We start from the raw sequence: 18,834 nt of genomic DNA on the forward strand, positions 1-18,834 counted from the left end.
TATTTAAAGGTTCATTCGTTATGTTTGGAGTGAACCATTTACGGTAAAAAATCAATTTATGATAAAGAAAACACCTAAGGTCGGGGTTTGGGTTGCGATACTCATTACCGCCTTCGTGGTTTCAGCAGTTGGGGCATTGCTTAGCAATGCCCCTTCTCTTGATATCAGCCAAGTATGGTCCGATCCTTACTATTGGCATGTAACGAAATTCAGTTTCTATCAAGCGACACTCTCAACGATGCTGAGTGTTGGCTTTGCTATACCTATTGCTCATGCTCTATGTCGCAGACAATTTTTTGGACGGGCCTTGTTGTTAAGGCTGTTTGCTTCGACCTTGGTTTTACCCGTATTAGTTGGCGTATTTGGTTTGCTAGCTATTTATGGTAACAGTGGTTGGTTAGCTAAATTTCTGGCGAACTTCGATATTGAATTGCCATTCTCGATCTATGGGTTGAATGGTATTTTGCTCGCACATGTCTTCTTTAACCTGCCTTATGCTAGCCGTTTACTTTTACAAGCTTTAGATACCGTACCTGCCGAGCAGCATAAGCTTTGTGCTCATTTGGGTATGAGTCATTGGAATAAATTTAAATGGGTAGAATGGCCGCGATTGAGACAACAACTGCCTCATGTGTGTGGCTTAGTCTTCATGTTGTGCTTTACTAGCTTTGCTACCGTGATGGCGCTAGGTGGAGGTCCGAAATCGACCACTATCGAACTCGCTATTTATCAAGCGATTAAATTCGACTTTGACTTACAGGCTGGTGCCTTGCTCGCGATATGGCAAATGCTGCTGTGTGGTGTATTAGCGGTGAGTATTCAGCGCTTGTCTAAGCCTATCTCCGTGACAGCCAGTCAGCTGTCGGAAGAGAAATATTTGGTTAAGGACAGCTGGTGGTCAAAAGCTTGGGATAGCTTTTGGATCATAGTAGTCTCAATGCTGGTATTGCCGCCATTAGCCATGGTTATCGTCAGTGGTATTAACTCACAAGCACTGACTGTGCTCAGCAGCGAGCCGTTTTGGGCTGCGTTAATGACCTCGGTTAAAGTCGCGTCATTAGCAAGTGTTATCGCTGTTGGTATTGGTATCGCCATACTGCTGACTAGTCGAGCATGGCGTTTACAGAACAAGAATTTTCGAGCCGATAAAATCGAGCTGATTGGCACTATTATCTTAGTTACTCCCGGGCTTGTGATCAGTACGGGCCTCTTCTTATTACTGCGTTCATTCACCGATGTTTTCAGTTTAGCTTTCTTTATCGTGATTGCAGTAAACAGTTTAATGGCGCTTCCTTACGTAATTAAAACCTTGGCTCAACCTATGCTGCATTTGTCTCAGCAGTATCAGTATGTGTGCGCAAGTTTGGGAATGACTGGTTTCACGCGTTTTAGGCTAGTGGAGTGGCGCGCATTGCGAAAACCGATGGCACAAGCTTTCTCGATCAGCTTTATGTTAGCAATGGGTGACTTAAGTGCGATTGCTTTGTTTGGTAGCCAAGATTTTAGAACTCTGCCTTTGTACCTATTCCAATTATTAGGCAGCTATCAAATGGAAGCCGCAGCTGTGGTTTCCGTGAGCTTACTGTTACTGAGTGTTGGCAGCTTTAGTCTGATTGAATTTTTATTTACTCGAACCTCAAATCTCAATGCTAAAAAGTTAAGGAACCGATGATGTTAGTGATGAAAGATGTGGAGTACCACTATCACCAAGAGTTGTTTAGTTTTGATTTTCAAGCAGAGCAGGGCGACATTGTTGCATTGATGGGGCCAAGTGGCGCAGGTAAATCAACGCTGTTGGCACTGGTTGCTGGGTTTATTGAGCCTACATCGGGAGAGATTTCGGTGGCAGGACAATCACTGATTGGCAAGGATGCACATCAGCGTCCATTAGCTATGTTGTTCCAAGAACATAATCTGTTTGCTCATCTCACCGTACGTGAAAATATTGGCTTAGGCTTGCATCCGGGGTTAAAGCTTACCGCAACCCAAAAGCTTGAAGTCGAACAGGCCGCTGCACAAGTGGGTGTCGCTGAGTATTTAGATAGATTGCCTGAGCACTTATCGGGCGGTCAACGTCAGCGTGTCGCGTTAGCTCGATGCTTTGTTCAGCCTCATGATATTTGGTTGCTTGATGAGCCTTTCTCTGCGCTTGACCCTTTGCTTCGTGAGGAAATGCTTAACCTTGTTAGGCGATTAGCCGCCGAACGAAACATTACGGTATTGATGGTGACACACCACTTAGGTGATGCGCGCAGTATCGCAAATAAGTTCGTTTTTGTAGCGCTAGGTAAGGTGTTGGTTGCAGACTCGATAGAGACACTGACGGCTGATCATCCACAGCAAGAATTAAGCTCGTTTGTTAAAGCAGGTGAATGATGATTTTTTCACTCCTGTGAGTACTTATTGATATTGATTGCTTCTTGATATCAAGTGCCTCAAAACAAAAAGACCTAGCATGCGCTAGGTCTTTTATTATCTTTCTGACTAAAGGACGGCGAAGATTAGTCGCCTAGCTTTAGCTCTTTTAAGATTTGGAAGATCTCACGAGAAGACTTAGCCGGTTTATTTGCCACTTTCTCTTTGTTAGCTTGACGTGCGAGCTGACGAAGACGTTGACGGTCTGCTTCAGGGTACATTTCCATAACGTCTGAAATGGCCGCATCGCCTTCTGCAACCACACGATCACGCAGTTGTTCTAGTTTGTGCAGTTCAACTGTTGCTTGAGAGTGTTTGTTGCGAATCTTATCTAAAGCCGCTTGAATTGGCTCTGGATCGACACTGCGCATTACTTTACCAATGTATTGAAGTTGACGGCGCTTCGCTTCATTTTTAAAGCGTTGTGCATCTTTAATCGCTTGTGCCAAATCTTCAGACAGCGGAAATTTGTCTAATACAGAAGGCTTTAGGTCAACAAGCTCTTCTCCCAGCTTTTGCAGGGCGTCCATGTCCGTTTTCATTTCTGTCTTACTTACCCAGATGATTTCTTCTTCTGGTTCCCATGGGGCTTTTTGGTTTTTGCGAGCCATCTTTTCTGCCTATGTCACTATCTCAAACGAATATATTGCCTATTTTAGCAAGAATCTTGGGGAGAAAGCGAAATTCTTGTTATCCTACGTAATATTGACCTAAAAAATTAGAATAGATATGGATGTAAAACAGCAAGTCGCCCAACAACGAGTTGAGCTAGAAGCCGCAGTAGCTAAAGCGTTGGATATGGCATCAGTGAGTGCAGACGCAGCTGAGGTTGCTATTACTAAGTCAACGGGTTTAAGTGTTTCAACACGTATGTGTGAAGTGGAAAACGTTGAATTTAATAGTGATGGTGCTCTAGGTATTACTGTTTACCGCGGCCAGAAAAAAGGCAGCGCATCTACATCAGATCTGAGTGAGAAGGCCATTGCTCAAACAGTAGCGGCTGCGCTTGATATCGCTCAGTACACTTCTGAAGACCCATTTGCAGGTCCTGCAGCAAAAGAATACATGGTAAAAGAAATTCCAGACTTGGATCTTTTCCACCCTGATGAACCCAACCCTGATTATGCTGCTGAGATTGCTATTGCTGCTGAGAAGCAAGCGTTAGCTTATAGCGACAAGATTAAGCAGAGTGATGGCGCAAGCTACGACAGCCATTATGGCGTTAAAGTTTATGGTAACAGTCATGGCTTACTAGCCAGCTACGCTTCAAGTCGCCATAGCACGAGCTGCTGTGTGATTGGACAAGGCGCTAACGGTGAGATGGAGCGAGACTACAGCTACACCGTTGCACGTCACCGTGATGAGCTATGGACGCCTGAGCGCGTAGGTCAAGAAGCAGCAGAAAAGACCATTAGTCGTTTGGATGCGAAAAAGCTACCAACAGGTCAATACCCAATAATGTTCGCTAACGATGTCGCTACTGGTTTGATTGGCCACCTTGTGATGGCGATCAGTGGTGGTAACCTATACCGTAAGTCATCATTCTTATTGGATCACCTAGGTCAGAAAATTCTACCAGGTTGGTTCAATATCTCTGAGCGTCCTCATATCTTACGTGGTTTGGCTTCAAGCCCATTCGATAGCGAAGGTGTGTTCACTCAAGATCGTGAAATCATCACTGATGGTGTGTTAGCAACTTACCTGCTAACCAGCTATGCCGCACGTAAAATGGATATGACGCCAACAGGTCATGCGGGTGGTATTCATAACTGGTTCGTTAAATCGACAGGTCAAAACTTTGAGCAGATGCTAAAAGAGCTTGGCACCGGCTTCCTTGTAACTGAAGTTATGGGTCAAGGCGTTAATACCGTGACAGGTGATTATTCACGTGGCGCAGCCGGTTTCTGGGTTGAGAATGGAGAGATCCAATATCCAGTATCTGAAGTGACGATCGCGGGTAACCTAAAAGACATGTTCACTCAGATTGTTGCGGTTGGTAACGACGTAGAAACACGTTCGCAAATTCAAACGGGTTCTATCTTGCTTGAATCAATGAAAGTTGCGGGTGAGTAATTAGCTCAATTTGCTTTAGTTTAAATCTGAAGATCAAACCTGAAGCGTAAATCTGATGTATGGAAAAGGGAGCCGATGGCTCCCTTTTTGTATTCAGCGTATCGTCTTAGAATAGGCTGTCTGTTTATTCACGCTAGATAAGTATGATTTAAATCAGAATGGTTGCTAAGCCTAAGAACACCGATAGGCCAATAACATCGGTTACTGTGGTCAGTGCCATACCGCCCGCAAGTGCTGGGTCGATATTCATCTTCTTCAGCATTACCGGGATGGTTACACCTGCAATACCCGCGACAATCAAGTTGGTCATCATCGCCGCTGAGATGATGCCTCCTAAGATCCAATTACCTTTCCAAGCTACGACTATACCGCCAATGATAACGGCCCATAGAATGCCATTAAGGAAGCCGATAGAGGCTTCTTTGAGTAGTAGTTCGCGTTTGTTACTGTCACCAATGTGACCAAGCGCTAAACCACGAATCACTAGAGCAACGGTTTGGTTACCTGCAACACCGCCCATGGACGGTACGATGGTCATCAAAACGGCAATCGCGGCCATCTCATTCAGTGTAGCCTCAAACATATTTGAAACAGATGCCGCAGCCAGTGCTGCGAGTACGTTAGCACCTAACCAGACACTACGACGACGGGCGGATTTTACGACGGGTGCGAAGGTATCTTCGTCATCGTCCATACCCGCCATGCTCATCATTGAGTGCTCGGCATCTTCACGGATAACATCAACCACGTCATCGATCGTGATACGACCGACAAGATGTTGATTACTATCGACCACTGGAGCCGAAACCCAATTACGACGTTCGAATAGGCTAGCGATATCAGAGGCGCTAGTTTCGACCGCGATCGCTTCGTCGGCATCTTCCATTACTTCTGAAACAGACACATCAGGCTGAGTCGTAAGCAGTGTGGTGAGCGAGAGGTTACCGATAAGGCGTTCTTCTTGGTCAATAACATACAGAGTATCGGTTGCATCGGGCAGTTCGCCACGCATGCGCAAATAACGCAATACAACGTCAACGTCGACATCGCCACGAATCGTGATTACATCGGTATTCATTATCGCACCCGCTGAATCTTCAGGGTACGAAAGGGCTGTTTCTACTAATGCACGATCGACGGAGTCCATTTGAGAAAGGACTTCTCGAGAAACATCGTCGGGCAGGCTTCGAAGTACGTACGCGACGTCATCGGTTTCCATGCCTTCGGTTGCTTCTGCCAAAGTTTCAGGTGCCATTTTCGACACAAGCGCATCTTTGACGTCTTCGTTTAGTTCATCAAGAATTTCACCGTAGTCTTCTGGATCGGTGAGTTGCCAGAGTACGTCACGACTTTTGCGAGGGGAGGCTTCTAAAAGGTGTGCAATATCTTCAGGCTCCATGTCCTGAAGTTGTCGACGTACGTGAACAAATCGGCCGTTTTCTAGGGCTTCGCTGACTTCTTGGAGGGTTTGGTGAGCTTGGTCGAATTCTAATTGCTCTGCCATATTTTCCTCCTATCTCATTATTCTAACAATGCTTGGAATAGTAACTTAATTCTGGGGCTTGTTTAAATCATAAACTTAGCTAGAACTAATATTTAATATTGATTGGTTCGCTGTTCGAGTCTTAGGTGTTGTGAACGAAGCGTTTTCGTTACTCACCCTCATCAAACTTTGCTTCAATTAGGTGACAGACAGCATCAAGAGCTTGCTGAGAATCAGAGCCCGCAGCTTGAATGGTAATGTGTTGCCCTTGCGCTGATTCCAGCATAAGCAGACCCATTACACTATCTGCCGTTGCGATTTTATCTTCTTCGCTATGGATAGTGATGGTTGCATCAAAGCTTTGGGCAAGCTCAACCAATTTTACGGCTGCTCTAGCGTGAAGACCCAAGCGATTTTGGATCAGTACAGTTCGAGTTAATTCCATGGTTAGCCCTGTTGGTGCTTCTCTAGGGAGGCGTGTCTGATTTGAACTTGATGGCCTAGTTGTTCGAAGTATTCACCAATTTTCTGAGTTAGGTAAACCGAGCGGTGTTTACCGCCAGTGCAACCAATCGCGACCGTTAGATAGCTGCGATTATTCTTCTCTAACATGGGTAACCACTGCTCAACAAAACCTTGGATCTGTTGCTTGAGTTCAAGCACTTCAGCATGTTTTTCTAGAAAAGAGTGAATTGGTGCATCAAGCCCAGTCAATGGTCGTAGTGCCGGTTCCCAGTGAGGATTCGGCAAGAAACGAACATCAAACACATAATCGGCATCACTTGGTAGGCCGAACTTAAAGCCGAAAGACTGAAAAACGATAATGAGTTCTTGTTTTTCTTTGCCCTCAACTTTGAAACGAACCTGTTCACTCAATTCGTAGAGGTTACAGTCACTGCTATCAATCACAATGCTGGCTTTCTCTACAAGAGGCGTCAGAAGTGTTTTTTCTAAATCAATCGCTTGTTCAAGAGAGAGTTTTTTTTGGCCGATCGATAAAGGATGAATTCTGCGTGTTTCGCTGTAGCGCTTGAGTAGCGTCTGTTTACTCGCATCTAGAAATAAGACGTTTAGGTCAATATCTGTGGCGGCTTCTAGCTGGTCTAGCGTTTCTGTAACTAACTGAGGCTCTTTTGGTAGGTTACGAATATCAATGCTAACAGCGACGTTTTGATTGATCTCGCGTACCGATTCGACGAAGTCGTTGAGCAGGTTTACTGGTAGGTTATCAACACAGTAATACCCCAAGTCTTCAAGAACTCGTAGCGCAACACTTTTCCCGGCTCCTGACTGGCCACTAACAACGATTAATCGCATGTTATTACTCGCAAGTTGGCACTTGAATCATGATGTCGTAAAGCTCTTGATCGCTTTGAGCATTACGCAACTGTTTAAGAGTTTGCTTGTCGTTAAGTCGCTCTGCCATACAAGAAAGGGTTTTCAGGTGCTCTTTACATTGTTCACTAGGAACAAGCAGAGCAAACAAGAGATCAACAGGACGGTTATCGATAGCATCAAATTCGATTGGGTCTTGGCATTGTATTAATACAGCAATCGCTTTATCACTGACATTCATGCGTGCATGGGGAATCGCGATACCGTTACCGATACCTGTACTGCCCATTTTTTCACGGCTCAGCATGCACTCAAACAGTTCTGTTGAATCTTGACCGCAGCTTTCTGCTGCGATTAGACTGATCAGCTCAAGGGCTCTTTTTTTGCTTGTGCATTGGACTGCGCTTTTAGTGCAGTCCAATGAAAGTACTTCGCTTAATTGCATGTTAGTGACTACTTAGTTTTTCTTTGTGCTTGTTGAGTTGGCGAACAAGTTTATCAACCAATGAATCAATCGCGGCATACATGCTTTCATCTGTTGCTGTCGCATGAATTTCCCCTTGATTGATATGCAGGGTGGCTTCTGCGATTTGATTGATTTTCTCAACTTTTAAAACAACTTGAACACTATTGATATGATCAAAGAAGCGCTCAAGTTTGTCGAATTTGGTGTGAACATAGTCTTGCATTGAATCGGTAAGATCAACGTGATGGCCTTGAATATTGATTTGCATAGACTTTCCTTTTCAGTTGGTTGCCTGGTTATAACTAAATTAATAGCTAACTAAATATAGAGTTAATTAAATTAGTCTATAGCAGGCGTTTACGCTGACTCGATGGGGCAATGCCCAGAGATTCACGGTACTTCGCTATGGTACGTCTAGCTACCTGAATTCCTTGGTCAGCCAGTAAAGCAGCAATCTTACTATCACTGAGAGGCTTTGCGGTATTTTCCGCTGCGACAAGCTTCTTAATGAGTGCGCGAATTGCTGTAGATGAACATTCACCGCCATTGTCAGTGCTGACATGGCTTGAGAAAAAGTATTTGAGTTCGAAGATGCCACGCGGTGTGTGCATGAATTTTTGAGTCGTCACGCGAGAGATCGTGGATTCGTGCATATCAACAGCTAAAGCCACATCATTCAGTACCATCGGCTTCATGGCTTCTGCGCCATGTTCGAAGAAACCGCGTTGATGTTCAACAATACACCGAGCGACTTTTAGTAGCGTTTCATTTCGGCTCTCTAGGCTTTTAATTAGCCATTTTGCTTCTTGCAAATTCGAGCGGATGAACTGGTTGTCAGCACTACTGCCTTTGCTACTAAGGGCCGCGTATTGTTGATTTACTTTTAGTTTAGGCACGCTATCTGGATTGATCGTGACTAACCATTTCCCAAGTTCTTTGAAGACGGATACGTCAGGAACCACATACTCGGTTTCATCCGGTGTGATCTTACTCCCGGGACGAGGATCCAACTGTTGGATTAATTGCAAAACTTCACGTAGTTCCGCTTCCTTCAGTTTGGTCTCTTTTATGACTAATTTATAATCACGGTTACCGAGTTGGTCGATATGGCTAGTAAGTACTAACTTAGCCTCGTTAAGCCAAGGAGTATCTTGTGGGAAGGTTGCCAATTGCAGTAACAAGCAATCTTGCAGGTTCACAGAACCGACACCTAAAGGGTCAAACTGCTGAATCCGTTTGCGAACCGCTTCAATTTCATCAAGCTCGATATCTTCGTTGTCGAAGTTCTCAAGGATGTCTTCACAAGATACGGTAAGGTAACCGCGGTCATCGATAGCATCAATTAGCGCAAAAGCTATGCTGCGGTCAGTTTCAGTGAATGGTGTTAAATCGAGTTGCCAGAGCAGGTAATCGTATAGACTTTGTGTGGTTTCGCCTTGATAAACGGGCATGTCGTCATCAATCGCAATGCCGGTGTTACCTGTGTTTGCGCTGTAAACGTCTTCCCAAGTTGTATCGATTTCTAGTTCGTTGCCAATCTCTGATTTTTCGATTAATTCGGAGCTATCAGGTAAGTCCGGCTCTGCGGTTTCAACTGTTTCTTTCTCGTCACTGCTAGGTTTTTCTTCCGATGTAGGCGTGTCTTCATTGCCGTCTTCGACATCGAGTAGTGGGTTCGATTCAAGTGCTTCTTGAATCTCTTGTTGCAAATCCAAAGTAGACAATTGCAACAAACGAATCGCTTGTTGCAATTGAGGAGTCATTGCTAACTGTTGGCCTAGCTTAAGTTGTAATGAGGGTTTCATTCAGTGTGACTTACCTAGTTATTATTCTAAGAACTCTCGATACTCTCTATCTAATCATAGACGGAATTGTTCGCCTAGATAAACTTGTTTAACTTGTTCGTTATTGAGAACATCTTCAGGAGTTCCCTCAGCGATTAGGTGCCCTTGACTTACGATGTAAGCTTTTTCACACACGTCTAATGTTTCACGAACGTTGTGGTCGGTAATCAAAACGCCTAAGCCGCGATCGCGTAAGTGAACAATGATTTTTTTGATATCGATAACCGATATAGGGTCAACACCGGCAAAAGGTTCGTCCAAAAGAATGAACTGAGGGTTTGCTGCTAGTGCGCGAGCAATCTCTACACGGCGACGCTCACCACCCGACAAAGCCATACCATTACTCGCTCGAATATGTTGGATGTGGAACTCTTCGAGAAGGTCTTCTAGCTTATCTTGACGTTGCGCGTTAGTCATCTCATCGCGCGTTTGCAAAACAGCCATGATGTTGTCTTCAACTGACAATTTACGAAAAATGGATGCTTCTTGAGGAAGGTAACCGATACCAAGACGAGAACGACTGTGCATTGGTAAGATACTGATGTCTCGGTCGTCAATGCTGATAGTACCTTCATCACGCGCAACCAGACCCACGATCATATAGAAAGAGGTGGTTTTACCTGCACCGTTTGGGCCAAGTAGCCCTACGATCTGACCTGACTCTACTTGTAAGCTTACGTCTGTTACAACTTTACGTTTTCCGTAGGTCTTCGCTAGGTTCTTTGCTGTAAGGACTGCCATGATTACTTATTCACTTCCGCTGGTTGTAAAACCGTTGATACTCGCTCACTGCTATCACTATCGGCAACCAACTTTTGAGAGGTGATCTGATAGGTAATCTTAGAGCCACGAATGATACTGCCATCTTGAGATAGCATCGCGTTCTTAGTCATGATCAATCTATCGGCAATCAGCTGGTAATGTAAATCATCAGCTTCACCATAGAGTGTTTTCCCATCGTCAGTAAGTTGAGAAAAGGTTGCGGGCTTTCCGAAACCTTGTATTTCTTCAATTTCACCGTTGACGGCATTACGTGTAACAATGACCTTATCGGCATTGATATTGATGCTACCTTGTTTAAGGTTCACATCGCCAAGAAAGGTTACTTGATTGCTTTTCATATCTAATTGCTGACTGTCTGAATCAATATAGACAGGCTGCTCGCTATCCGAAGATAGAGCATAGACATTAGACGCCGCAAGGGTCAAAGCCAATAAACTAAGGTGTGAGAGTTTCATATCTACCCTGAACAGAATTAAAGAGAGTCGCATTGTTGGTACCGAAGTTCCCTTTCATTGCTTGCCCCTCATTTTCAAAAAATGTACCGATCATATGGACCGGAGTGTCTGAATAAAAATCTCGGCTAGTTAGTTCAACAACCATTTTTTCAGTGGTCATTGTATCGAAACTAGCATCTGGCAACAGGTTCTTCGCCACAACGTTGTCATAAAAAGTGATGACTTGATTTTCATCCATAATTGCGCGATCAGCGGTCACTCGCCATTCTATCGTATGCCCTTCACGGAATACTGAAAGAATAGGGGCTTGAAAGTGTGTATCGCCAACGACGGAGTAGTGCTCTAGATTGGTCGATTCAACTTGATAGCTACGAATACCGCTTTCGTCATAGCTAATATTATCAAGATTCTTGCCACTAAACGCGGGCAGTTCCAAGTTTGGATCTACTTGTATCGTTGAAGTTTGCTCTTTGTCGTACAAGTAATAGGCCGACCAAGAGGCAATAAAGATGAGTATTAAGTAGATAATACGATTAAAACTCATATGCTTAAACCTTTGTGCACGTCGAGTTCGTTTCTTGCTTGTAAAATAAGGTCGCAGACTTCACGTACTGCACCGTAACCGCCGTTAATGGTTGTTACGTAGTTGGCTCTTTGTGCAAGTAATGGGTGGCCGTCTGCCACACATACCTTCAAGCCAACCTTTTCCATTACAGGCCAGTCGATTAAATCGTCTCCGATATAACCTGTGTTTTCAGGATTAACTGAAAGTTTATCGCAAATGTCTTGATATGCTTTAACTTTATCATCCTGACCTTGATAAATTAGCTTAATACCGAGAGCGGTCATTCGATTCTCAACAATTTGAGATTTACGGCCAGTGATGATTGCGATTTCAACGCCCGCGTTCATCAACGATTTAATGCCGTAACCGTCGCGCGTATGGAAGGTTTTTAGCTCTTCACCGTTGTTACCCATGTAGATGCGGCCATCAGAGAATACGCCATCGACATCGCAAATCAGCAGTTTGATCTCTTTTGCTATCGCAAATACACGTGAATCCACTGTGCCGTAAAGGGTTTCAATTGCCTGTGACATTACATTACTCCTGCTTTCAGTAAGTCATGCATATTTAAAGCGCCTACTAATTTGCCATTATCACACAACATCAGGCCATTGATGCTCTTAGCCTGCATCAAATTTAAGCCCTCAACTGCGAGCATATTGGGTTCTGCTACCGTCGGGTTAAGTGTCATCACGTCGCCGATCTGCGTGTTATGAATATCAATACGTTTATCTAAGATACGGCGTAAATCACCATCGGTAAAAATGCCCTTCATTTGGCCATCTTCACCGACGATTGCCGTCATGCCCAAGCCTTTTTGAGATATCTCTAACAGGGCATCTCGAACTAGTGCATCCGGAGCAACAGTTGGGAGTGCATCGCCGGTGTGCATGATGTCGTCTAGTTTCAACAGCAGTTGACGGCCTAAAGCACCACCAGGATGAGACAGTGCAAAATCTTGAGCGGTAAAACCTCTTGCCTGTAAAAGTGCAACGGCTAATGCATCACCCATAACCAAGGTAGCGGTAGTACTGGTTGTTGGTGCTAAACCAAGGGGACACGCTTCTTCGGGTACTGAAATCTGTAAATGAATATCAGATAAAGTCGCCATGTTTGATGCTGGCTTACCGGTCATGCTGATAATCTTAATGTTTAAACGCTTTAATACTGGGAATAGGCTGAGGATTTCTCCTGATTCACCTGAGTTGGATATTGCTATCACAATATCGCCAGGTTCGATCATGCCTAAATCACCATGCGCCGCTTCACCTGGGTGTACAAAGAAAGCCGATGTACCAGTACTTGCCAGTGTAGCTGCTATTTTGTTACCAATGTGGCCTGATTTACCCATGCCCATTACTACGACTTTGCCTTTGTTGTTCAGGATTAGGTCGCAAGCTTTGCTAAAATCATCATTAAAATATTGGTCTAATTGCGTGAGACCTGCAACTTCAGTTTCCAAAACTTGTTTTGCAACGCTGCAATAATCAAATGGCTGAGACATCAAATACTCCAAGTACGGAAAGTTAAATCAACAATTAAGCCGACATGTTCATTAGTAGGTAACTTTGATACGCCACAAACGTCACGATTAACACGCCGCCTTCGATACGATTCACGCTACGAGATTTTCCTAGTGCCATGATAACAAGAAGTAGTGATACGCCTAGCATTACCCAGAAGTCACGACCCATTGCAAACTCGCTCAAGATTGAAGGGTTTAGGATGCCCGGGATCCCCATCACGGCAAGGATATTGAAGACGTTTGAGCCAATGATATTACCCACAGCCATATCATCTTCACCTTTCATAACACCAGCTAGTGATGCTGCAAGTTCAGGTAAACTTGTGCCAACGGCAATAATGGTTAAACCAATCACAAGGTCGCTCATACCAAAGAACTTCGCGATTACAACCGCGTTATCAACCAACATGTTGGCCGCTAGAGGTAGAATAATCAGGCCAACCACCACCCACATTGCGGCTTTGGGGTTGCTCACGCCTTCAGGAACTTCAGATTCTTGTTCGTCAAGAAAGGCATCACCGTTCTTTTTCTCACTACGGCTGATTTGCAGCATCGCAAATAAGAAAGCGGCAAAAAGAACAAACAACAACACACCTTCATAGAAACCTAAATGATTATCCCAAAGCAGTGCGCCCGCTAATAGAGTGACACCTATCATTAAAGGTAGTTCACGACGAATCACACCAGAGCTAATCGATAATGGCTTGATAAGGGCTGTAATACCTAAAATCAGCGCGATGTTAGCGATGTTTGAGCCTAATACGTTACCTACCGCCGTATCTGTTTTACCATCAAGGGCTGCTGTCGCAGAAACCATCATTTCAGGGGCTGAAGATCCCATTGCTAAGATTGTCATACCGATAACTAGTGGTGAAATACCGAAGTTGCGAGCAAGAGCTGCGGCACCGTATACCAGCTTATCTGCACTCCACACCAAAAAACCTAGACCGATAATAAGAAACGCAATCGCTTCAAGCATGATGATTCCTAAAAATTAATAAAAAACGGAGAATTAACCGCTAATTTTGACTTGTTGCTAGATAAAAGGGAAGTCACTCGACAAATTAATTGCTAGTTAGTGGTAAAGAAATGTTGATGAAGAATGAATTTCTCAATGCTTTCAAATTCCTGCCTTTGTTTTCTGTTTTTAATAATTAATTGAACAGCGCTTTTAATTCTAAAGTAGACTCATTATTATTGCAGCCATAATTGGCGTTTTTAAAGCAAGGAAACAACAAAAGTATGTTGAACACTGAGCTTGTGAAAGTTAAGAATCTCAGCTTCTCACGCGGTGAGCGAATTATCTTTGATGACATCAGTTTAGAAGTTCCTCAAGGAAAAATAACCGCGATCATGGGGCCGTCAGGGATCGGTAAAACAACCTTATTACGTCTGATTGGTGGACAATTACCACCAGATGAAGGTGAAATTTGGTTTGATGGCGACAACATCCCTGCATTGCCACGTCGAAAGCTATATCAAGCACGTAAGAAAATGAGCATGCTTTTCCAATCGGGGGCACTTTTCACGGATCTGAATGTCTTTGATAATGTGGCGTTTCCTTTGCGAGAGCACACTGAACTTAACGAAAAATTCATTCGTACCATTGTATTGCTTAAGCTTGAGGCGGTAGGGTTGCGAGGCGCGGCGCAATTAATGCCGAGTGAGTTGTCTGGTGGTATGGCGAGACGAGCGGCGTTGGCCCGTGCGATCGCATTGGACCCAGAACTTATTATGTATGATGAGCCTTTTGTTGGCCAAGACCCAATCACCATGGGTGTTTTGGTTGAGTTGATTCGTAACCTCAATCAAGCCTTGGGTTTAACCTCGATTGTGGTTTCTCATGATGTCCCTGAGGTGATGAGCATTGCTGATTGGGTTTATTTGATGGCTGATGGGAAAATTATTGCTGCAGGTTCTCCTGATGAGTTGTACAACAACAGCGACCCAAGAGTGCAGCAATTTTTGCAAGGTGAATCGGATGGCCCTGTGCCATTTAGGTTTCCTGCAAATAGCTTAGAAAAGGATTTGTTTGAATATGATTGCTAAAACTATTGCGGGTGTCGGTAAGCGCGCACTTGCGATCTGTGAGTCATTTGGTCGAGCAAGCCTAATGCTATTTGGTGCTTTGTTTGGCATCCCGAAACTAAAAAACTTCCCTCTATTAGTTAAACAATTTTATAGCGTTGGCGTTCAGTCATTGGCTATCATTTTAGTTTCAGGCTTGTTTATTGGCATGGTACTCAGTCTGCAGGGCTATGTCGTATTAATCGACTATGGCGCAGAGGGTAACCTTGGGCAAATGGTCGCGCTCTCGTTGTTACGGGAATTGGGGCCTGTGGTGACAGCACTTCTGTTTGCTGGCCGTGCGGGTTCAGCATTAACGGCTGAGATCGGCTTAATGAAAGCAACGGAACAGATCTCTAGCCTTGAGATGATGGCGGTTGATCCTCTTAAACGCATTATTGCGCCACGTCTCTGGGCCGGCCTTATTTCTATGCCACTGCTCGCTATGATTTTTATGGCGGTCGGGATTTGGGGTGCTCAGTTAGTCGGTGTGGATTGGAAAGGTATTGACCACGGCAGTTTCTGGTCTGCGATGCAATCTTCTGTTGAGCTTGGCCGTGATATTGGTAACAGTATGATCAAATGCATGGTCTTCGCTATCACCGTAACTTGGATCGCACTTTTTAATGGTTATGATGCAGTACCGACATCCGAAGGTATTAGTCAGGCAACTACACGCACAGTAGTACACTCTTCTCTAGCGGTATTAGGGCTAGATTTTGTTCTTACCGCATTGATGTTTGGGAATTAATCATGCAACAAACTCGAAAATTAGAATTATGGGTCGGCACCTTTGTTATTGCCGGAATTTGCGCAATCTTAATCATGATCTTTCAAGTCGCTGACGTAAAAGGTATAGGTTCAAACCATACTTATAACCTAAAAGCGACCTTTGACAATATTGGCAGCCTAAAGGTTCGCTCACCAGTAAAGGTGGGGGGTGTCGTTGTTGGTCGAGTTCAAAGTATTGAACTTGATACTGAGAGCTACCTTCCTGTGGTTGAACTGTCTATTGATGCGAAGTACTCACAATTTCCTGATACCTCTAGTGCTCAAATCTTAACCTCGGGTTTGATTGGTGAGCAGTACATTAGCTTAGTTCCGGGCTTCATCTTTGATGATGAAGAGATGTTGGTTGATGGTGATTCTATTGAAGACACCAAGTCAGCATTAGTACTAGAAGATTTGATTGGCCAAGTGCTGTATAGCGTTGGTGGCTCTGATGACAGCGAAGCTAAGGAGTAAGATGATGTTGAAAACTATTAGTCATTTAAAAGATATTAGTCATTTAAAAGCTATCGGTTACTTGAAATCAATGTTTATGGTAGCAATGGCTTCACTTGTTTCTGCTCAAGTTTTTGCTGCAGAATCGATTGGTCGCACTCAGCCTTATCAGATGATGACGCAAGTTGCAGAAGTGGCGTTTGATCGTTTGAAGAGTGAGCAAGAGAATATCCAGCAAGATCCTGAGTTATTGAAGGTCATTGTGGAAGAAGAGTTGATGCCCTATGTTAATGCTCAATATGCGGCTCTTAAACTGCTAGGTCCAAACTTGAAAGGCGCGGATAGAAAAGACGTGGGTGTGTTTATCGATGCGTTCCGTAAATACCTTGTATCTTCTTATGCTCAAGTACTGACTCAGTACTCGGATCAGACGATTGAATTTGGTCCTGAGCCAAAAATCAAAGCAGATAGCCGTATTACCAGTATTAAGGTTAGTATCATAGATACGCCGCGACCAAACATTAAGCTTGAATTTAAGCTACGCAAAGACAAGAAGTCGGGCGAGTGGAAGGCGTTTGATATGGTTGCTGAAGGTATTAGCCTATTATCGAGCAAGCAATCAGAGTGGAATACTAAAATTCGTCAAGAAGGCATTTTACAAGTTGCTGATGAATTAGAGAAACTTGCAGCACAACCGATTCGTTTTGAGAGTAATAAATAATGAGCCACTCTCAATGGCAAGCACTAAGCTCTAAAGAGTATCAGCTGCTCGGTGATATAGACCGAGACAGTGTCCCTGCAATCTGGCGTATATTGGAAAAGTGGCAAACGACGGAATCGAGCGTTGAAATTGACCTTAGCCATATAAATCGAGTCGATTCAGCAGGAATGGTGATGCTAATTCACTTATTAGAGCATGCAAAAAATCAAAACTGTCATATAATGCTCAGTTTCGTGCCAGAACAATTACGAACGTTGTTCCAATTGAGCAATATCCAGCCAATGATGGCAGAACACATAAAAAATTAGGCAGGAGCTATTTGTGGACAGCACAAAAGTACAAGAATTATTAGCAGCGGCACTGAACCTTCAGGAGATTTTCGTGAAGGGTGAAGGCAGTCATTACGAAGTTGTTGCGGTTGATGCATGTTTTGACGGCATGAATCGAGTTAAGAAGCAGCAACTAATCTACGGCCCACTAATGGAATACATTCAACGCAATGATATCCATGCTCTTTCTATTAAGGCTTTCACGCCGGAAGAGTGGGAACGTGATAAGAAACTGATGTCACTTTAAGGTTTATGATGGAAAAGTTTCGAGTTATTGGATCGGATAAGCCGCTAAGCGGTGAAGTGACGATCTCAGGCGCAAAAAATGCAGCCCTACCAATCCTATTTGCTTCAATTCTAGCTGAAGAGCCGGTTGAAGTGAGTAATGTTCCTCACCTACGTGACATCGATACTACGATGGAATTGCTTAAGCGTTTAGGCGCAAAAGTATCACGCAACGGTAGTGTTCATGTTGATGGCCGCGAAATTAATGAATTTTGTGCACCTTACGATTTAGTAAAAACAATGCGCGCTTCTATCTGGGCTTTAGGTCCTTTAGTCGCTCGTTTTGGTGAAGGCCAAGTGTCACTTCCGGGCGGTTGTGCAATTGGTGCTCGACCTGTTGATTTACATATCCATGGCCTAGAGCAACTAGGTGCGACCATTGTATTGGAAGATGGTTATGTGAAAGCAAGTGTTGATGGCCGTCTGAAAGGCGCGCATATCGTGATGGATAAAGTAAGTGTGGGTGCCACCATTACTATCATGTGTGCAGCAACATTGGCTGAAGGTACAACTGTATTAGATAACTCAGCGCGCGAGCCTGAGATTGTTGATACGGCTGATTTCCTAAACAAACTAGGTGCTAAAATTTCTGGCGCAGGTACAGATACGATTACTATCGAAGGCGTTGAGCGTCTTGGTGGTGGCCAACACTCTGTAGTTGCTGACCGTATTGAAACCGGTACGTTCTTGGTTGCTGCGGCAGTGTCTGGTGGTAAAGTCGTTTGTCGCAACACCAGCGCTCATCTTCTTGAAGCTGCATTAGCGAAGCTTGAAGAAGCGGGTGCGAAGGTTGAAACAGGCGAAGACTGGATCAGCCTTGATATGACAGATCGTGAGCTGAAAGCGGTGAAAATCGTAACGGCACCTCACCCGGGCTTCCCTACCGACATGCAAGCACAATTTACTTTGCTTAACATGATGGCGAAGGGCAGTGGTGTTATCACTGAGACTATCTTTGAAAACCGCTTTATGCACATCCCTGAGTTACAGCGAATGGGCGCAAAAGCGGAAATAGAAGGCAACACTGCTATTTGTGGTGAAACCAAAAAATTGAGCGGCGCTCAAGTAATGGCAACGGACCTTCGCGCATCTGCGAGTCTTGTTATTGCTGGCTGTATTGCTCAAGGAGAAACCATTGTTGACCGTATTTATCACATCGATCGTGGCTACGATAAGATTGAAGATAAACTTTCAGCTTTAGGCGCAAACATTACACGGTTTAGCGAGTCGAACTAACTTAGGTTAGTGAGTTCATGAATCAGTA

23 protein-coding genes are annotated in these 18,834 nt (G+C 44.2%); 10 read left to right on the top strand and 13 right to left on the bottom strand.

What is annotated here, in order from left to right; all coding sequences use genetic code 11:
* Positions 1-58: 58 nt before the first annotated feature.
* Positions 59-1,672: a thiamine/thiamine pyrophosphate ABC transporter permease ThiP gene (gene thiP, locus K08M4_RS01765; RefSeq protein ID WP_198299304.1), complete on the top strand. Its 1,614-nt coding sequence runs from the start codon at positions 59-61 to the stop codon at positions 1,670-1,672.
* Positions 1,672-2,376, top strand: coding sequence for a thiamine ABC transporter ATP-binding protein (thiQ, locus tag K08M4_RS01770; RefSeq protein ID WP_086048672.1), 705 nt, complete (start codon positions 1,672-1,674; stop codon positions 2,374-2,376). The genes thiP and thiQ overlap by 1 nt, the downstream gene beginning before the upstream one ends.
* Positions 2,377-2,501: 125 nt before the next feature.
* On the opposite strand, the gene yjgA is transcribed toward thiQ, so the two are convergent.
* Complete coding sequence (yjgA, locus tag K08M4_RS01775) at positions 2,502-3,026, bottom strand: ribosome biogenesis factor YjgA (protein WP_086048673.1); 525 nt, start codon at positions 3,024-3,026, stop codon at positions 2,502-2,504.
* A gap of 118 nt (positions 3,027-3,144) precedes the next feature.
* Here yjgA and pmbA point away from each other — a divergent pair, with 118 nt between their 5' ends.
* A complete protein-coding gene (pmbA, locus tag K08M4_RS01780; protein WP_086048674.1) occupies positions 3,145-4,488 on the top strand; it encodes a metalloprotease PmbA in 1,344 nt (447 codons plus the stop codon).
* A gap of 148 nt (positions 4,489-4,636) precedes the next feature.
* On the opposite strand, the gene mgtE is transcribed toward pmbA, so the two are convergent.
* The 12 genes from mgtE to K08M4_RS01840 all read right to left on the bottom strand — a co-directional run bounded on the left by mgtE (position 4,637) and on the right by K08M4_RS01840 (position 13,923).
* Positions 4,637-5,992 (bottom strand): magnesium transporter, encoded by a 1,356-nt coding sequence (mgtE, locus tag K08M4_RS01785; protein WP_086048675.1) that lies wholly within the window; start codon positions 5,990-5,992, stop codon positions 4,637-4,639.
* Between the two features lie 148 nt (positions 5,993-6,140).
* A complete protein-coding gene (locus tag K08M4_RS01790) occupies positions 6,141-6,416 on the bottom strand; it encodes an HPr family phosphocarrier protein (RefSeq protein ID WP_086048676.1) in 276 nt (91 codons plus the stop codon).
* A gap of 2 nt (positions 6,417-6,418) precedes the next feature.
* Complete coding sequence (gene rapZ, locus K08M4_RS01795) at positions 6,419-7,288, bottom strand: RNase adapter RapZ (protein ID WP_086048677.1); 870 nt, start codon at positions 7,286-7,288, stop codon at positions 6,419-6,421.
* A gap of 4 nt (positions 7,289-7,292) precedes the next feature.
* Complete coding sequence (ptsN, locus tag K08M4_RS01800) at positions 7,293-7,751, bottom strand: PTS IIA-like nitrogen regulatory protein PtsN (protein ID WP_086048678.1); 459 nt, start codon at positions 7,749-7,751, stop codon at positions 7,293-7,295.
* A gap of 1 nt (position 7,752) precedes the next feature.
* Positions 7,753-8,040, bottom strand: coding sequence for a ribosome hibernation promoting factor (gene hpf, locus K08M4_RS01805; protein WP_009847742.1), 288 nt, complete (start codon positions 8,038-8,040; stop codon positions 7,753-7,755).
* A gap of 76 nt (positions 8,041-8,116) precedes the next feature.
* A complete protein-coding gene (locus K08M4_RS01810; protein ID WP_086048679.1) occupies positions 8,117-9,577 on the bottom strand; it encodes an RNA polymerase factor sigma-54 in 1,461 nt (486 codons plus the stop codon).
* A 54-nt stretch (positions 9,578-9,631) separates the two neighbouring features.
* Positions 9,632-10,357: an LPS export ABC transporter ATP-binding protein gene (gene lptB, locus K08M4_RS01815; RefSeq protein WP_009847740.1), complete on the bottom strand. Its 726-nt coding sequence runs from the start codon at positions 10,355-10,357 to the stop codon at positions 9,632-9,634.
* A gap of 2 nt (positions 10,358-10,359) precedes the next feature.
* Entirely contained in the window at positions 10,360-10,854 is a 495-nt protein-coding gene (gene lptA / locus K08M4_RS01820; RefSeq protein WP_009847739.1) for a lipopolysaccharide transport periplasmic protein LptA, read from the bottom strand.
* Positions 10,835-11,398, bottom strand: coding sequence for an LPS export ABC transporter periplasmic protein LptC (lptC, locus tag K08M4_RS01825; protein ID WP_086048680.1), 564 nt, complete (start codon positions 11,396-11,398; stop codon positions 10,835-10,837). Before lptC ends, lptA begins: the two co-directional genes overlap by 20 nt.
* The gene (gene kdsC, locus K08M4_RS01830) at positions 11,395-11,952 is read right to left on the bottom strand and encodes a 3-deoxy-manno-octulosonate-8-phosphatase KdsC (protein ID WP_086048681.1); all 558 of its coding nucleotides are present in this window, start codon (positions 11,950-11,952) and stop codon (positions 11,395-11,397) included. Before kdsC ends, lptC begins: the two co-directional genes overlap by 4 nt.
* On the bottom strand, positions 11,952-12,923 hold the full coding sequence (kdsD, locus tag K08M4_RS01835; RefSeq protein WP_009847736.1) for an arabinose-5-phosphate isomerase KdsD: 972 nt from the start codon (positions 12,921-12,923) through the stop codon (positions 11,952-11,954). Before kdsD ends, kdsC begins: the two co-directional genes overlap by 1 nt.
* Before the next feature lie 34 nt (positions 12,924-12,957).
* Entirely contained in the window at positions 12,958-13,923 is a 966-nt protein-coding gene (locus tag K08M4_RS01840) for a calcium/sodium antiporter (RefSeq protein WP_009847735.1), read from the bottom strand.
* Positions 13,924-14,186: 263 nt separating this feature from the next.
* On the opposite strand from K08M4_RS01840, the gene mlaF reads away from it, so the two are divergent.
* The 7 genes from mlaF to murA all read left to right on the top strand — a co-directional run bounded on the left by mlaF (position 14,187) and on the right by murA (position 18,806).
* Complete coding sequence (gene mlaF, locus K08M4_RS01845) at positions 14,187-14,993, top strand: phospholipid ABC transporter ATP-binding protein MlaF (protein WP_009847734.1); 807 nt, start codon at positions 14,187-14,189, stop codon at positions 14,991-14,993.
* Positions 14,983-15,762 (top strand): lipid asymmetry maintenance ABC transporter permease subunit MlaE, encoded by a 780-nt coding sequence (gene mlaE, locus K08M4_RS01850; protein WP_009847733.1) that lies wholly within the window; start codon positions 14,983-14,985, stop codon positions 15,760-15,762. Before mlaF ends, mlaE begins: the two co-directional genes overlap by 11 nt.
* Positions 15,763-15,764: 2 nt before the next feature.
* Positions 15,765-16,256, top strand: coding sequence for an outer membrane lipid asymmetry maintenance protein MlaD (mlaD, locus tag K08M4_RS01855; RefSeq protein ID WP_086048682.1), 492 nt, complete (start codon positions 15,765-15,767; stop codon positions 16,254-16,256).
* 76 nt (positions 16,257-16,332) lie between these two features.
* Positions 16,333-16,956: an ABC transporter substrate-binding protein gene (locus K08M4_RS01860; protein ID WP_435532560.1), complete on the top strand. Its 624-nt coding sequence runs from the start codon at positions 16,333-16,335 to the stop codon at positions 16,954-16,956.
* Positions 16,956-17,264: an STAS domain-containing protein gene (locus tag K08M4_RS01865; RefSeq protein WP_004735315.1), complete on the top strand. Its 309-nt coding sequence runs from the start codon at positions 16,956-16,958 to the stop codon at positions 17,262-17,264. The genes K08M4_RS01860 and K08M4_RS01865 overlap by 1 nt, the downstream gene beginning before the upstream one ends.
* Positions 17,265-17,277: 13 nt before the next feature.
* Positions 17,278-17,532 (top strand): BolA family iron metabolism protein IbaG, encoded by a 255-nt coding sequence (gene ibaG, locus K08M4_RS01870; protein WP_004735316.1) that lies wholly within the window; start codon positions 17,278-17,280, stop codon positions 17,530-17,532.
* Between the two features lie 8 nt (positions 17,533-17,540).
* Entirely contained in the window at positions 17,541-18,806 is a 1,266-nt protein-coding gene (gene murA, locus K08M4_RS01875; RefSeq protein WP_086048683.1) for a UDP-N-acetylglucosamine 1-carboxyvinyltransferase, read from the top strand.
* The last annotated feature ends 28 nt before the right edge of the window (positions 18,807-18,834 follow it).

Source organism: Vibrio syngnathi (assembly GCF_002119525.1).
In the GTDB taxonomy this organism is placed as follows: domain Bacteria; phylum Pseudomonadota; class Gammaproteobacteria; order Enterobacterales; family Vibrionaceae; genus Vibrio; species Vibrio syngnathi.